This is a genomic window from Marivita sp. (assembly GCF_048006345.1).
Taxonomy (GTDB): Bacteria; Pseudomonadota; Alphaproteobacteria; order Rhodobacterales; family Rhodobacteraceae; genus Marivita.
Map to the genome: position 1 here is coordinate 2197071 of NZ_CP180351.1, position 14530 is coordinate 2211600.

At 61.9% G+C, this 14530-nt stretch carries 14 protein-coding genes; 1 reads left to right on the forward strand and 13 read right to left on the reverse strand.

All coding sequences use genetic code 11. From position 1 onward, the window contains the following. Positions 1–23: 23 nt before the first annotated feature. Positions 24–368, forward strand: a complete 345-nt coding sequence (locus ACMVPR_RS10805) for a DUF427 domain-containing protein (RefSeq protein ID WP_416882886.1) — start codon at positions 24–26, stop codon at positions 366–368. Positions 369–377: 9 nt separating this feature from the next. On the opposite strand, the gene ACMVPR_RS10810 is transcribed toward ACMVPR_RS10805, so the two are convergent. The 13 genes from ACMVPR_RS10810 to ACMVPR_RS10870 all read right to left on the reverse strand — a co-directional run bounded on the left by ACMVPR_RS10810 (position 378) and on the right by ACMVPR_RS10870 (position 14504). Beyond that, entirely contained in the window at positions 378–2054 is a 1677-nt protein-coding gene (locus ACMVPR_RS10810) for a chloride channel protein (protein WP_300582454.1), read from the reverse strand. A 221-nt stretch (positions 2055–2275) separates the two neighbouring features. After that, positions 2276–3928 (reverse strand): DNA repair protein RecN, encoded by a 1653-nt coding sequence (recN, locus tag ACMVPR_RS10815; protein WP_416882887.1) that lies wholly within the window; start codon positions 3926–3928, stop codon positions 2276–2278. Between the two features lie 41 nt (positions 3929–3969). Continuing rightward, positions 3970–4824 (reverse strand): outer membrane protein assembly factor BamD, encoded by an 855-nt coding sequence (locus tag ACMVPR_RS10820; protein ID WP_416882888.1) that lies wholly within the window; start codon positions 4822–4824, stop codon positions 3970–3972. Between the two features lie 159 nt (positions 4825–4983). Further along, on the reverse strand, positions 4984–5904 hold the full coding sequence (lpxC, locus tag ACMVPR_RS10825) for a UDP-3-O-acyl-N-acetylglucosamine deacetylase (protein ID WP_416882889.1): 921 nt from the start codon (positions 5902–5904) through the stop codon (positions 4984–4986). A gap of 213 nt (positions 5905–6117) precedes the next feature. Further along, entirely contained in the window at positions 6118–7737 is a 1620-nt protein-coding gene (gene ftsZ / locus ACMVPR_RS10830) for a cell division protein FtsZ (RefSeq protein WP_416882890.1), read from the reverse strand. A 174-nt stretch (positions 7738–7911) separates the two neighbouring features. Beyond that, positions 7912–9246, reverse strand: coding sequence for a cell division protein FtsA (gene ftsA, locus ACMVPR_RS10835; RefSeq protein WP_300582472.1), 1335 nt, complete (start codon positions 9244–9246; stop codon positions 7912–7914). A 2-nt stretch (positions 9247–9248) separates the two neighbouring features. Next, entirely contained in the window at positions 9249–10118 is an 870-nt protein-coding gene (locus ACMVPR_RS10840; RefSeq protein ID WP_416882891.1) for a cell division protein FtsQ/DivIB, read from the reverse strand. Then, positions 10106–11020 (reverse strand): D-alanine--D-alanine ligase, encoded by a 915-nt coding sequence (locus tag ACMVPR_RS10845; RefSeq protein WP_416882892.1) that lies wholly within the window; start codon positions 11018–11020, stop codon positions 10106–10108. Before ACMVPR_RS10845 ends, ACMVPR_RS10840 begins: the two co-directional genes overlap by 13 nt. A gap of 138 nt (positions 11021–11158) precedes the next feature. Continuing rightward, entirely contained in the window at positions 11159–12076 is a 918-nt protein-coding gene (gene murB, locus ACMVPR_RS10850; RefSeq protein ID WP_416882893.1) for a UDP-N-acetylmuramate dehydrogenase, read from the reverse strand. Positions 12077–12115: 39 nt separating this feature from the next. Further along, complete coding sequence (locus tag ACMVPR_RS10855; protein WP_416882894.1) at positions 12116–12376, reverse strand: DUF2484 family protein; 261 nt, start codon at positions 12374–12376, stop codon at positions 12116–12118. Further along, a complete protein-coding gene (locus ACMVPR_RS10860) occupies positions 12373–12621 on the reverse strand; it encodes a DUF2484 family protein (protein ID WP_416882895.1) in 249 nt (82 codons plus the stop codon). Before ACMVPR_RS10860 ends, ACMVPR_RS10855 begins: the two co-directional genes overlap by 4 nt. Positions 12622–12780: 159 nt before the next feature. Further along, positions 12781–13833, reverse strand: a complete 1053-nt coding sequence (locus ACMVPR_RS10865; protein ID WP_416882896.1) for a flavin monoamine oxidase family protein — start codon at positions 13831–13833, stop codon at positions 12781–12783. Positions 13834–13835: 2 nt separating this feature from the next. Continuing rightward, on the reverse strand, positions 13836–14504 hold the full coding sequence (locus tag ACMVPR_RS10870) for a cupin domain-containing protein (RefSeq protein ID WP_416882897.1): 669 nt from the start codon (positions 14502–14504) through the stop codon (positions 13836–13838). Between the last annotated feature and the right edge of the window lie 26 nt (positions 14505–14530).

The following is a 14530-nucleotide window of genomic DNA, read 5'->3' on the forward strand; positions in this document are numbered from 1 at the left end:
ATCGCAGTCAAAAGGGATGGATCATGCAGAAACACATTACAGTCAGACCCGCTGAAGGCACTTGGGTGGTGCGCGCCGGTGGCGCCGTGATCGCGGAAAGCACCAATGCTCTGGAATTGACGGAAGGCGATATGCCGTTTGTCATCTATTTCCCGCGGTCCGATGTGGCGATGGCGTTTCTGGATGTGTCTGATCACAAGACAACCTGCCCGCATAAGGGCGAGGCCAGCTATTTCGACATCGTCTCGAAAAGCATGACCTATTCCAATGCAGTTTGGTCCTATGAAAACCCGAACGAGGACGTGGCCGAGATCAAGGACCATCTTGCGTTCTGGGTTCAGGATGGAGTGCAGGTCGAACGGATCTGATCCGCGGTGTCAGCTGTGTTCTTCTTCAGCCGTCGCTGCCAGCGCGCGGTTGTAGGCCTTGAGAGCGTCCACATGGAACAGCGCACCCTGCAAGACGGGCGTGTCCTCGGGTCCTTCGAGTTTCACCACCGGCAGGAAGGCCACGCCTGATTTGTCGAAGAGTGGCAGCGCTGTTTCCAAGGTGGCTTGCGCCTGCACGAACAGTCCCTGTTCGATCATGGTCAGGCACGCCTCTTCATCGGCCGCGTTGCTGTCAGTAGGTTTGCGCATCACGCCCTGCACCCGGAACATCGCCAGCAGGTAGGCCTGCGGTCCGGCGGCAAGGTGGACGTTGCGTCGCTCCAGCTGAGTGAGGAAGAACGACCGGTCGACAAGGCGTGCGGACACAGCCGTCGACATTGAGACAGAGACCATCACCGCAAGCCCGGTCTGCCAGTCACCCGTCAGTTCGAACACGATCAGCGTGGTCGAGATGGGTGCGCCAAGCACGGCGGCGGCAACGGCCCCCATTCCTGCCAAAGCGTAGAGTGTGGCGGTGCCCGATTGTTCGGGGAAAAGCCCTGTGGCGATCAGGCCGAAGGCCAGCCCGGTCAGTGCGCCCAGCATCAGCGAAGGGGAAAACACCCCGCCGCCCATGCGCCCGCCCATGGTGATGGCAACGGCAATCACCTTGAGCATCGCAAAGACCACGGCCTCGTGCCAGAGCAGCGCGCCGGTCAGAGCGCGGGACGTGGTCTCGTAGCCGACACCGATGATGTGCGGGAACCAGATTGCCAGCGCCCCAAGCATCACTCCAGCAATGGCCGGACGCAGCAGATGCGGCAAACCCATCCTGTTCTGAAACCGCGATCCCACGTCATCTGCAAGGAAGACGGCACGCATCATCACAACCGCGACTAGGCCACAGACGAGACCCAGGATGAAGAAAGCCGGCAGTTCCAGGTAGAACTCCACTGTCGTGGTGCCGGGGAGTTTGAATTCCGTCACATCTCCGAACACGAGGCGGTTGATCACCGTTCCCGCCGCACTGGCGACAACGATGGGGGCAAAGGCGTGCACTGCAAAATGGCGCAGGATGACTTCAAGCGCGAACAAGGCCCCCGCGATCGGTGCATTGAAGCTCGCCGATACTGCAGCCGCCACGGCGCAGCCCAAAAGATCGCGTCCCGTGATCCCATCGGCGCGGATCGTGTTCGACACCCAGGACGAAATCATCGCGGCGATATGAACCACCGGCCCTTCCCGCCCGGTGCTTCCACCCGTCGACAACGTGATCCACGAACAAATGGCCGAGGCGATGCCTGCCTTCTTTTCCACGCGGCCATCGTTCAGCGCCGCGCCCTCGATGACGTCGGCGACTGACCGCACCCGACCGTCCGGGGTGAAGTAATGCACGATCACCCCCACCACGAGGCCACCGACCGTCGGGATCAACAAGAGCATCCACCATGGCAGGGTTTCGGCATAGCTGTGGATCGTCGTGACGCTGGGCGTGCCGTAGACCGAGGTTTGCAGGAACGTGATCGCCAGCCTGAAACACGTGGCGGCCAGACCGGCAGCAATCCCGATCAAAAGCGCGATCAACCAGAACTGGAATTGCGACGGTCCTTTATGGCGCAGCAAATCCCAGCCGCGCGCGAACTGTCTTTTCGTTGCCTGCAATTGACCACGCAAAGCTGGCGCCATGCCAAGCGGTCCTTTCGGGGAAGGCGAACAACGCCAAAAAGCTTCTGATTACCAAGGCTTATTCAATGCGTCGGGACTGTCCACCCCTGATGGGATCACAGTCCGAAACCGTCGGTATCAGGACACACTTGCAAGCGCTTCACGAACATTAAGCAAGGCGCAAACGAACGGAAAAAATGCCCGGCTATGAAGCCGGACTCCGGATACGGGATGATGCGCCTCTAACCCGCCAAGAGCGCCCGCGCCGCCGCGCGGGCCTCATCCGTGATGGTATCGCCCGACAACATGCGGGCGATTTCGCCTTCCCGTGCAAGCGGATCAAGTGGCACCACGGTCGAGGTGGTCTGCTCGTCCGCAACCCGCTTTTCCACCCGCCAGTGATGCGCCCCAAGGGCCGCCACCTGAGGGGAATGGGTGACAACAAGCACCTGCCCGCCTTCGGCCAAAGCCGCCAAACGACGACCGACGGCGTCGGCGGTCGCCCCACCGACACCGCGGTCGATTTCATCGAAGATCATCGTCAGTCCGGCATCGCGCTGTTCCGACAGGCACACTTTGAGCGCCAGCAGGAACCGGCTGAGTTCACCGCCCGATGCGATCTTGCCGATGGGGCCAGCCGGTGCGCCGGGATTGGTGGCAACGGTGAAGGCCACAGCATCGCTGCCCTCGGGTCCAGCGGGCGCGGCCGCGACATCGGTCACAAACACCGCGCGTTCCATCTTGAGCGGAGCCAATTCAGCACAGACCGCCGCGTCCAGCCGTTTGGCCGCTGCCGCGCGGCTGTCGCGCAGAGTCATCGCCGAGCTGTCATAGGCTTTTTCAGCGCTGCGCAACTCGGATTGCAACCGCGTCATGCGGTCTGCACCCTGATCCAATGCGGCCAAACGATCGCGCAGGGTGTCGGCCAAACCGGACAGATCATCCGGCGCAATCCCATGTTTGCGCGCCTGCGCCCGCAGGGCAAACAGCCGTTCTTCGGTGGCTTCAAGCTCGTGCGGATCAAACTCCAGAGCATCGAGACAGGCAGACACGCCGCGCGCCGCCTCGTCCAGTTCGGCCATGGCCCGCGCCAGCGCCGCAAGCGGATCGTCCAGACGCCCCTCAGCAGCATCACTGACCCCTTCGAGCCAGCGCAGCGCATCCGACAACGCGCCCTCTGCACCGTCCTGCCCCATCACCTGTGCGGCGCGGGCGATGTCGTCGCGGATACGTTCCGAGGCTTGCATCATACGTCGACGCGCGTCGAGGTCTGCGTCCTCGCCCGGTTCGGGGGACAGCTTGTCCAACTCCCCCACCGAATGGCGCAGGAATTCTTCTTCGGCCTGTGCGGCCTTGTACGCCGCTTCGGCCTCAGTCAGCGCTTTGCGGGCCTTGGACATGGCACTCCACGCGGTTCTCACCGCAGCCAGCAGGTCATCATGGCCCGCGAACTGATCCAGAAGCGCCCGGTGCCCCTTTGAGTCCAGCAATCCCCGGTCGTCATGCTGCCCGTGCAGTTCGACCAGCGTGTCGGACAGGGCGCGGAGCATCTCTCCGGTGACGCGGCGGTCATTGACCCACCCCGTCTTGCGGCCATCGGCGGTGTTCACGCGGCGCAGGATCAATTCATCCGCATCCTCGAATCCGGCTTCGGCCAAGACATCGTGCGCCGGATGACCTTTGGGTAGATCGAATACTGCGGTCACCTCGCCCTGATCAGCCCCGCTGCGGACCAGTTCGGCGCGGCCCCGCCAGCCCAGCACAAAACCCAGCGAGTCGAGCAAGATCGACTTGCCCGCGCCGGTTTCGCCGGTCAACACGTTGAGACCCGGCTGGAACTCAAGCTCCAGCCGGTCGATGATCAACATGTCCCGTATTTCAAGCGCGCGCAGCATTCTGTGCAACAGGGTGCGTTGTCAGACGCACCGCCCCCCGATCAAAGCCACTGACCCTTGACCATCTGGCGATAGATCTGCCGCAGCCAGTTGTCTCCGGTCGCTTTCAATTCCAAACCACGCCCGGTGAGCAGTTTGAAACTGTCCTCATACCAGTCGGTCGACTGGTAGTTGTAACCCAGGATCGCGCCAGCCGTTTGCGCCTCGTCGGTCAAACCCAGCGACAGATACGCTTCGACCAGACGGTGCAGCGCCTCTGCGGTGTGGGTTGTGGTCTGGAAGTCTTCGACCACAACGCGGAAGCGGTTGATCGCGGCAGCGTGATGATCGCGACGTAGATAGTAGCGCCCGATTTCCATTTCCTTGCCGGCAAGATGGTCGAATGCGAGATCGAACTTGAGCACTGCCGACCGCGCATATTCGCTGTCCGGGTAGAGTTCGATGACCGTACGCAATGCCTGCAGCGCCTGGAAGGTAAGGCCCTGATCGCGGCCCACTTCTTCGATCTGGTCGTAATAGCTGAGCGCGAGGAGATATTGCGCATAGGCAGCATCTTCGTCAGTCGGGTAGAAGTCGACATAACGCTGCGCGGCAGAGCGGCTGTTTTCGTAGTCCTTGTTCTTGTGATGCGCAAAGGCCTGCATGATGACAGCCCGCTTGGCGAGTTCCGAATACGGATAGAGCCGTTCCACTTCCGAGAAATAGAACGCGGCATCCTCGGGGTCGTTGCTGTTCAGTTCGAACTCGCCCCGTTCAAAGATCTGCTCGGCGGTGTAATTCTCGATCGGAACGCCGCCGGGGCCAAAGCCCGGACGTTCGCCATTGCTGCACGCCGTCAGCGTCAACACCAAGAGCCCCGCCCCGATCACAGCTCTTGCGCTTCTGCCCGCTGCCATGCCCGTCACCTTCGTTAAGCCGCCGTGGCTATATGTGCCACTTGTCTGCCATCGGTCCTAGCACATTAAATCGGAAGGCAAAACGCCTTTAGGCACACAAGCGATTGAGGTTTTGCACAAGGGGTGTGTGCTGTGTGATCCGCACGCCAGACGCAGCGGTCAGGCAACCGCGGGAATCTCGTGCGCTTCGACACCCGCGCCCGGAAGCCGTGCCGCAAGCACCGAGTCACAGTCGCGCACGCGGTAGCCGTCGGGCGTTGCGAACAGTTCGCGCAGGAGCATGTTTGTCAAAGTGTGGCCTGCCTTGTGGCCTTCGTAATGCCCAAGCAAAGGCGCACCTGCCAAGGCGAGATCGCCCAGCGCATCGAGCATCTTGTGACGCACGGCTTCATCGCTATGACGCAAACCACCGGGGGTCAGAACCGTGTCGCCATCCACGACAACAGCGTTCTCCATCGTTCCACCCAACGCCTTGCCTGCGGCGCGCATGGCTTCGACATCGGCGGCACGGCAGAATGTCCGGCTGTCACAGAGTTCACGCACGAATGTGCCATTAGCCAGGTTCAGCGACTTGCTTTGCTGGCCAATGGCCTTGTCGGCAAAGTCGATATGAAAATCCATCGTCAGACCGGCGCCCGGACCAAGCCGCGCCCAACCCTGTGCCGTATGAACTTCGACAGTGCTCAGAACTTCGATCACGCGGATCGGTGTGCGGAGTTGCTTGACGCCGGCCGCAAGGATGCCGCGCACGAAGGGGGCTGCGCTGCCATCCAGAACGGGGGCTTCGGGGGCATCGATACGAACCAGCGCGTTGTGAACGCCGCATCCTGCAAGAGCCGCCATCACATGTTCGATGGTCGACACCGAGACACCGGACTGATTCACGATCTTTGTGCAAAGCGGCGACTGGTCGGCAAAGTCGAACAGCGCAGGGATTTGGGCATTGCCGAGCCGGATATCCGTCCGCTCGAACACGATACCATGATCGGCCGGAGCCGGGCAGATGGCCATGTTCACTGTCAGACCAGTGTGAAGGCCGATTCCCGAGAAACGGACGATAGAGTGAACCGTTGTTTGCAAAAGACCCTCGATCAAATACGCCGGCACCCCCATGCGGCGTTTCGAGATGGGTGATACTCTCTGACCTATCTGGCCTCAAATCAAAGATTGTAACGGCCTGAAACAAGCTCTCGAAAGATATCGGCGGAATCTTGCCAGACCCCACAACCCCATGCTTTCAAACGAAAAACGCCTCCTAAAAAGGAGGCGTTTTACCAGCGGTTAACCGCTATTTCAGTTTGCTTGACGCCGCAGGAAGGCCGGAATCTCGATCCGTTCCTGATCTTCATCCGCTTCCGGAGACGGCGCGCGGGCCGGTGCGGCACCGCTGGACTGGACCGGCGGAGGGGTCGTCCGACGAACCGGAGCCTCGGATTGCTGGCCGTGGCCGGTCATGCGGTTGATCAGGGAATTGATGCCAAAACGCGGGCGTTCGCTGTCTGCAGGCTCTTGCTCGACCTGCATATTCGGGCGGGCCCCCGGTGCCGGACGCGCACGCGATGCGGCAGCCTGCAAACGGGCCAGCGCTTCTGCGCTCGGCGTACCCGGAGCAGGCGCACGCGGCGCCACGAACTGCTCGGGATCGGCTTCGATGCTGTCTTCACGCGGGTTGAACTCGGCCACCTGCGGACGATAGGCGGGTGCCGGAAGACCATCCTCGTCGATGGCTTCTTGCTGCTCTGCGCGGCGCTCGAAGACAGGCTCCATCCGCTCGTCCTCGGCCTCGCGCTGGCTGTCGAACAGCGACGGTTCCTGCGCCTTGCGTGCGGCAACCTGTTCGGGATGCGACGCGGCCTTTTCAGCTTGCTGAGCATCTTCGACGCGTGTGGTCTGGGTCAACGGTGTTGCCAGAGACCGGCGCGGAACGGGAACTTCGGTGTGCACATCCACAGCGTCGATGCCGGTTGCCACAACGCTGACGCGCATCATGCCCTGCATGCTGTCATCGAGCGTGGAGCCAACGATGATATTTGCGTCCTGATCCACTTCCTCGCGGATGCGGTTCGCCGCTTCGTCCAGCTCGAATAGCGTGAGGTCGTGACCGCCGGTGATGTTGATGAGAACACCCTTCGCGCCACGCAGGCTGATTTCGTCCAGGAGCGGGTTCGCGATGGCCTTTTCGGCAGCCTGGATGGCGCGATCTTCGCCCTCGGCCTCGCCCGTACCCATCATGGCCTTGCCCATCTCGTCCATCACGGCGCGAACATCCGCAAAGTCGAGGTTGATGAGACCCGGACGGACCATCAGGTCGGTCACACCTTTGACGCCCTGATAGAGCACGTCGTCCGCCATGGAGAAGGCTTCGGTGAAGGTTGTCTTTTCGTTGGCGAGACGGAACAGGTTCTGGTTCGGAATGATGATCAGCGTATCCACGACCTTCTGGAGCGCTTCGACGCCCTCCTCGGCCTGCTTCATCCGCTTGTTGCCTTCGAACTGGAACGGCTTGGTGACGACACCTACCGTCAGAACGCCCAGTTCGCGCGCGGCCTGTGCGATGATCGGCGCAGCACCTGTCCCGGTGCCGCCGCCCATGCCCGCCGTGATGAAGCACATATGCGCCCCGGCGAGGTGATCGACGATCTGTTCGATGCTTTCTTCCGCAGCGGCAGCACCCACGGCTGCCCGCGCACCCGCGCCCAGACCCTCGGTCACCTTCACGCCCAGCTGGATGCGGCTGGTGGACCGACTTTGCTGCAACGCCTGCGCGTCGGTGTTGGCAACCACGAAATCGACGCCCTCAAGGGACTTGTCGATCATGTTGTTGACCGCGTTACCGCCTGCTCCACCCACACCGAACACGGTGATGCGGGGTTTCAATTCTTCCTGTCCGGGCACCGAAAGGTTCAATGTCATTTGCTTGTCCGCCTGCTGTCTCAGCCCCATTTCGGGACGTTTTCTGCACCTGTTTCGTCAATTATTACCGGGCAATCGCCCAAACGTCACGTAAAAACCGTACTTTAGCACCAAATGTGCCGCTACCTGCCACCCCCCTACGCGGGATTTTGCCGAAAGCTCAACATCTTGCGGTCACCAGTTATCGCGGAACCATTTTACTGCACGCTGCAAGGATCGTGCCGGATAGCGGTCCACGGGGATCTCAAAGTCCCACCATTCGTCCTGTGGATTGGCTGCAAACAGGCACAAACCGACTGCGCTGGCGAATCCCGGACCCGTCGCAGCCTGTGGCAAACCATGCACCCGCATGGGCCGTCCCAGACGTACCTGCTGCCCCAGAATCTTGGTCGCCAGACCGTCAAGACCGGGGATCTGGCTGGCCCCACCCGTCAGCACAATTTGCTGGCTGGGAAGATGCTCGAACCCGGCTGCGTCCAGCCGACCGCGCACCTCTTCCAATATCTCTTCGACCCGTGGACGCATGATGCCGATCAGTTCCGCCCGGCTGACCGACCGTCGGTCATGGTGCCAATCGCCGGTATCACCCCCGATTTCGATCATGTCGCGGTCATCCATTCCGGTGGCGACAACACCGCCATGGAACGTCTTGATCCGCTCGGCCACAGCCATCGGAACCTGCAATCCCATCGAGATGTCACTGGTCACGTGATCGCCGCCCATGCGCACTGCATCGGCATAAATCATGTGCTTTTTCATAAAGATAGACAGACCAGTTGATCCACCGCCCATGTCGATGCAAGCGGCCCCCAGCTCCTGTTCATCCTCGACCAGCGCGGACACACCCGAGACGTAAGCCGAGCTTGCGATACCGGCGAGTTCGAGGTCACAACGCTTCATGCAATGCGCAAGGTTCTGGATCGCCATCGCATCGACCGTGAGCATGTGCATGTCGACAGCAAGGTCCTGCCCGATCTGACCGCGCGGGTCGATCAGACCGCTGCGGTGGTCGAGGGCAAAGTTCACCGGCTGCGCGTGCAGCACTTCGCGCCCATGCCCGAAATCCGGCACGTCGCAGGCGGACAGCACCCGCGCCACATCCTGCTCATCAACAGTGGTTCCAGCCACCTCGACCCGGCCCGCCAGACCATAGCTGCGCGGATCGGCGCCGCCGAAACAGGCAATCACGTGATCGACGCGAATCTGTGCCATCTTCTGGGCGGCCTGCACGGCGGTGCGAATGGCACGCTCTGTCTCGCCCATCGAATCAATCTCGCCAAAGCGCACCCCACGGGACCGGGTGGTTGCGGCACCGATCACGCGGAATCCCGACTGGCCGGCCAAAGATCCGATGCTGTCACTCTCGATCGCCCGATCTGTCCCGTCGAACCGCAACACAAGACACGCGATCTTGGAGCTGCCGATATCGAGAATGGCAATCACCCCTCTCTGCATCGCCGCCTTGCGCATGTTGCGCATTGCCCGCTGTGACTCGTAAAGCTCGATCATTCTTATTGTTCCCCTGCCTCAATCGCACGGATTCGCAGCAATTCCTGCACCGCTCCGTCTGTCATTCTAAGAGTTGGCCTGTTCGGCAGCCGCAGATCGACTGCCACAAGGTCCCGTTCCAGCATGTCGACCGCCTGATCCATGGCGATCACCCGTTCCAAGGCTTGCACCGCCTCGGTTTCCGGCAGCAGGATGCGCTGGTCGCGGTCCAGCACCACATCCCAGCGGCGCTCTCCCATCCGCACCAATCCGCGCAAACGTGTTGAAAGCGGCTCAGCAGCCGCCACAAGATCCAGTGCTTCGGTGACGTACTTGTCCGCACCGTCGCCAACGATCAATGGCAATTCCGGCCAGTCCGCCCGGACAAAGGCAGGGCCGACCAGAACGCCCTCATTGTCCAAAAGCTGCAGCCCCCGCTCGTTGCGCCAGAGCACCACGGGGATGCGCTCCACCACGTCCACCTGCAGAACATTTCCCTGCCGCACGTAAAGCCGCGCAGATTTGACCGGATCAAGCGCGACAACCGTGGCCCGCATCGCTTCAAGATCGAGGTCGAAGGAACTGATCGGAAAGTCCAATGGCAGCATCTGGCGGATGCCATCGGCAACGATGTCGCTTGCGCCATCCACAACCATCATGTTGACCATGAACTCGGGCCGGCTTTCCACCTGCGACCGCAGATCGGCATAGGTGTCGATGATCTTCATGCGGTTGTTATCGTAGGACAGCCACCAGCTCGCGATCCCGAACGTCAGAAGGCACGGCAACCCAAACCGCAGCAAAACGCGGAAGAGCGGCGTCAGCATGAGCCGCTCCATCCGGTACTTCAGGCGCGATGGCGCTGGATCAGGGCGCGCGGTCATCTGTGACATGACGCATCCTCCACCATCCAGCGGCAGAGCTGACCAAAGCTCATTCCGGTATGCGCGGCCTGCTCCGGCGTAAGTGATGTCGGCGTCATGCCGGGCTGGGTGTTGGTTTCAAGCAGGATCAGCCCGGCGAGCCCTTTGCTTTCATCCCAGCGGAAATCGGTACGACTGACACCCTTGCAGCCCAGCGCATTGTGCGCACGCACCGCGTAGTCCAAACAGGCCGCCGTGATCTCGTCCGGGACAGCGGCAGGCAACACATGCCGCGATCCGCCCGGTTTGTACTTGGCATCGTAATCGTACCAGCCGTCGGTCAGGATGTCGGTCACGCAGAGCGCCCGCCCCCCCACAACGGTCGTCGTCAATTCCCGCCCCGGCGCAAAGGCTTCGACCATCACGGTCTCGGGCATATCTTCGGAAAGCTGTGGTGGCTCGTTTGCGCCCTCGTGCACGAGGTACACCCCAACCGACGAGCCTTCGTTGTACGGTTTGACCACATAGGGCGGTGCCATGACATGGCGCTGCCGGACCTCGTCGCGGGCGGCCAAAACGCTGTCAACCACGGGCAATCCGTGGCGGCGATAGACGTCTTTGGTCCGTTCCTTGTCCATCGCGAGGGCCGAGGCGAGAACGCCGGAATGTGTGTAGGGAATACCCAGCCATTCGAGCAGGCCTTGCACACAGCCGTCTTCGCCCCACCGGCCATGCAGCGCGTTGAAACAGACATCCGGGGAAAGGGCAGTCAATACGGATGCGAGATCACGGCCCGCATCGACCTCGTGAACCTCGAATCCTTCGTCCCGCAAAGCGGCGGCGCATTCACGCCCTGTCGACAGGGACACCTCGCGTTCGGCCGAGGGGCCACCCATCAGAACTGCCACTTTCGGGTTTGCCCTGCTCGACATACCCAAAACCGCCTCAAATCATGGGGGTTTGCCCCCATTTCTGCCCGGGGCTGAGCCCCTTGTTTTATTGTGCAACCTGCCCGGCGCACCGCCTACACCTGCGAGAGTTGATCCCTCGTCCGGTCGAGCCTTGCAAACCTACGGTTCGCCGACCCGTTTGATTTCCCATTCTAACTCTATTCCAGAGTGCAAGAAAACCTTTTTTCTCACCTCTTCGCCCAATCCTTCAAGGTCCGCCGCCGTCGCTGCCCCGGTATTGACCAGAAAGTTGGAATGCTTGGGCGACATCTGCGCCCCGCCCCGCGTAGCGCCCCGCATCCCGGCATCGTCGATGACCTTCCATGCCTTCAGATCATGCACATCGTCCGCCTGCCCGGTCGACGAGAACCCCGCCGGATTGCGGAACGTGCTGCCTGCGGTGCGATCCTTGGTGGGTTGGGTCGCATCGCGTTTGGTCAGTTGCTCTTCCATCCGCGAATGCAGCTGTGCCGGATCACCCGGTTGCCCCTCGAACACCGCGTCGATCACAACCGCACCTTCGGGCAAGTCGCTGGACCGGTAGGCAAGGTTCAGGCCGGAAGCGGGCAAAGTCACCACCTCACCCGTGCGCAACACGGCGCGCACTTCGATGAGATGATCGGCGACATATGACCCATAACAGCCCGCGTTCATGCACACAGCGCCGCCAATGGCTCCGGGAATGGTGCGCAGAAAGGTAAGGTCGACGCCCGCATCTGCGGCTTTGCGCGCCACATGCGCATCGAGCGCCGCAGCGCCTGCCGTCACGCGCGTGCCGTCAATGGAAATCCCGTTGAAGCCCCGCCCCAAGCGGATCACAACCGCCCGCAGACCACCATCCCGCACGATCAGGTTGGACCCGACCCCCATGGGAAACACCGGCACATCGGCCGGAAGATCCCGCAGGAAATCAGACAGATCCTCCAGATCCGCAGGCTGAAACAGCCAATCGGCCGGCCCGCCCACACGCAGCCAGGTGAGATCGGACAAAACGCGATTTGGGGTCAACGTGCCCCGAACGTCAGGAAGTGTGCTCATGCCCCGCGTTTTGCCCAAAGGGCCGCGGCGCGTAAAGCCTCATTCGGCGGGACGCGACACCATCCGCAAGACCCAGGCGATGAAATAGCGCAACGGCCAACGGAAGACGCTTATCACAGCAATCGTGAAGGCGAGGCCCCAGTAAAGACCGTCGGACATGTAGACCCAGACCAGGATCGGCGCGCCCAGCGCCATCAGGAAATAGGCCCGTCGCCAATGATTGTCCTGCGACGGGATTGCCGCGAGGATCGCCGCAAGAATGATCCAGCAACAGGCTGCGCTGAGGGAATAGCTCATCATTGGGGACGCTCCACCATATGCCCTGTCAGGCGCTTCCATAAATACCGCAATGGGTTGCGAAACATCGACACGAACGCCAGAACCGCCGCGACTGCAGCCCAAAGACCAACCTCATGTGCAATAAGGGCGATCAAGACGGGTGCTGCCAGTAACAAGATCACACCGGGGAGGTACTGCCGCCGCATCGGCAGCATCGCAACAAGTGCAGAGGCGAAAACCCACCCGATCGAGAGCCAAAGAAGCATGGAGGCGCAAGGTCCGTTTGTTGTTTCTTGCTCAGCGAGTACAAACGGTTTTGGGCCAAATCACGTCCCCAAAAGGGTGAAGCCAAGGAATTCACGTCTGAGGTGCGTCAGGTTTCGGTCGACCGAAACCACGGATGCGTTGACGCATCCGCCTCGCCCTCAGGGTGCAGATCCCGCCAAAACCCACGCCGCCGCCTCGTCAGCAGCCGCCAATGCGCCCTCAAGATACCCACCCATTTCTGACGCCAGCTCCGTAGCGGCAAAAAGGATCCGGCTGTCAGGCGCGGGCACCAGCGCCTGAGGGCGGCCATAGGCAGGATGATGGGTCAACGAGGCCTGATCTGAAGAAACCGCCGTGAGCGGCTCCTCAGACCAATCGGTGTAAAACACCTCGACCGGCGACGCCGCACGCGGCCCGAACAACCGCTCCAATTGCGCCACGGACGCCGCAATCACCTTCTCCCGTTGACCGGCACGGGCTGTTGCAGGCACCCCTAGAAAGCCGAACAGGGCGCCTCCGGTGTCGGCACTGGCGTCGTGGATTTCTGCCAAAGGACCACGCTGGCTCGACGCATCCCCGGATAGCCCGTCCTCACGCCAGAAGGCAGTGTCATAGACCGCCACGAACTTGGCGTGACCCGCCATCCAGGTCGGGATACCCCGCAACGCCGACAGCTTGGAGGCCGACAAGTCCGGCGTGAAGTCCAATTCAGCCGCCACCCGCGGCGGCACCGCCAACACGACCTGGTCAAAACCCTGCTGGTCACCGTCCGCAAATCCCAGCGTGCCATCGCCAGACACCGAACGCACCACGCGGCCCGTCTTGACACGAGACTCAGGCAACAGCTCAGACAGGCGTTGAACAATAGCCCCCATCCCACCGCGCACCCGCAATGATCCCTGCATGGAGGCAAAGCCACGATCCCGGATCACCGCGCCTTGGGCGGTCTCGTAAATCTGAGCACCCTCCGCGTATTGCGGAAAGACCTCCAGCCCCAAATGCTGCACCAGCGCAGCCATACGCGGCTGCCCCGGCCAGAACCACGACGGGCCCAGATCAAACCACTGCGACCCAACCTGCGCCGTGTTGATCCGTCCGCCCAGCCGGTCCCGCCCTTCGAACAGGCGAAACGCGCGCCCGGCTTCGTGCAGTCGGGATGCAAGCGCCAGCCCAGTCAGCCCACCGCCAACAATCGCAACGGTCCCGGACAAAATCAGACCAGCGGCGCTTGGGCAAACGGCAGATGCCCCGTCTTCATCCAGAGCCGGGCCCCCTCAGACCCAGCCGTCGCCTGCAAGGGCATGCCCTCCGGCAGCCGCAGCCAGGACCATCGCACCAGATCATCCACGCCCTCGCTCAGCGTTCCCTCCAGAACCAGTACTTCTATGCCGCCGGGCGCAACCTCGGTCAGCACAGCCCCCGGTTCAAGCACCACGAAAGACACCACCTCGCGGGCATCGCGGTGCAACTCGGCCCGCGCGATCCCGTCCTGCACCGGCCCAAGCTGCGCCTCCACATCCAACCGAAACTGGGTGCGGTCCTCCAGATCGAACTGCCAGAGCTTGACGAAAATCGTGCAGCCCTCTGCGGCACCGGGCGTGTGCGACGTGGTCGGCGGATTGCGCACATAAGTGCCCGCCGGGTAGTCGCCATGTTCGTCCTGAAACACGCCCTCAAGCACCAGAAATTCCTCACCCCCTGTGTGGGTATGCGCGGAAAACGCGCTGCCCGGCGCGTAGCGCACAATCGAGGTCGCCCGCGCTACCTCGTCGCCGATCCGGTCCAGCATGCGCCGATCGACCCCCGGCATGGGTGAGGCGATCCACGGCGCATCGCCCGCGTGCACCACCACGCGCTTGGTGAAATCCGCATTCAGGTCCATCACATCACTCCTGCCCGTCAAATATC

Excerpts from the sequence above, each read along its gene's own strand:
- ACMVPR_RS10820 (WP_416882888.1), bottom strand. The coding sequence starts at position 4,824 with ATGGCAGCGGGCAGAAGCGCAAGAGCTGTGATCGGGGCGGGGCTCTTG.
- ACMVPR_RS10810 (WP_300582454.1), bottom strand. The coding sequence starts at position 2,054 with ATGGCGCCAGCTTTGCGTGGTCAATTGCAGGCAACGAAAAGACAGTTC.
- murB (WP_416882893.1), bottom strand. The coding sequence starts at position 12,076 with ATGAGCACACTTCCTGACGTTCGGGGCACGTTGACCCCAAATCGCGTT.
- ftsZ (WP_416882890.1), bottom strand. The coding sequence starts at position 7,737 with ATGACATTGAACCTTTCGGTGCCCGGACAGGAAGAATTGAAACCCCGC.
- ACMVPR_RS10860 (WP_416882895.1), bottom strand. The coding sequence starts at position 12,621 with ATGCTTCTTTGGCTCTCGATCGGGTGGGTTTTCGCCTCTGCACTTGTT.
- ACMVPR_RS10840 (WP_416882891.1), bottom strand. The coding sequence starts at position 10,118 with ATGTCACAGATGACCGCGCGCCCTGATCCAGCGCCATCGCGCCTGAAG.
- recN (WP_416882887.1), bottom strand. The coding sequence starts at position 3,928 with ATGCTGCGCGCGCTTGAAATACGGGACATGTTGATCATCGACCGGCTG.
- ftsA (WP_300582472.1), bottom strand. The coding sequence starts at position 9,246 with ATGATCGAGCTTTACGAGTCACAGCGGGCAATGCGCAACATGCGCAAG.
- ACMVPR_RS10870 (WP_416882897.1), bottom strand. The coding sequence starts at position 14,504 with ATGGACCTGAATGCGGATTTCACCAAGCGCGTGGTGGTGCACGCGGGC.
- ACMVPR_RS10845 (WP_416882892.1), bottom strand. The coding sequence starts at position 11,020 with ATGTCGAGCAGGGCAAACCCGAAAGTGGCAGTTCTGATGGGTGGCCCC.
- ACMVPR_RS10805 (WP_416882886.1), top strand. The coding sequence starts at position 24 with ATGCAGAAACACATTACAGTCAGACCCGCTGAAGGCACTTGGGTGGTG.
- ACMVPR_RS10855 (WP_416882894.1), bottom strand. The coding sequence starts at position 12,376 with ATGATGAGCTATTCCCTCAGCGCAGCCTGTTGCTGGATCATTCTTGCG.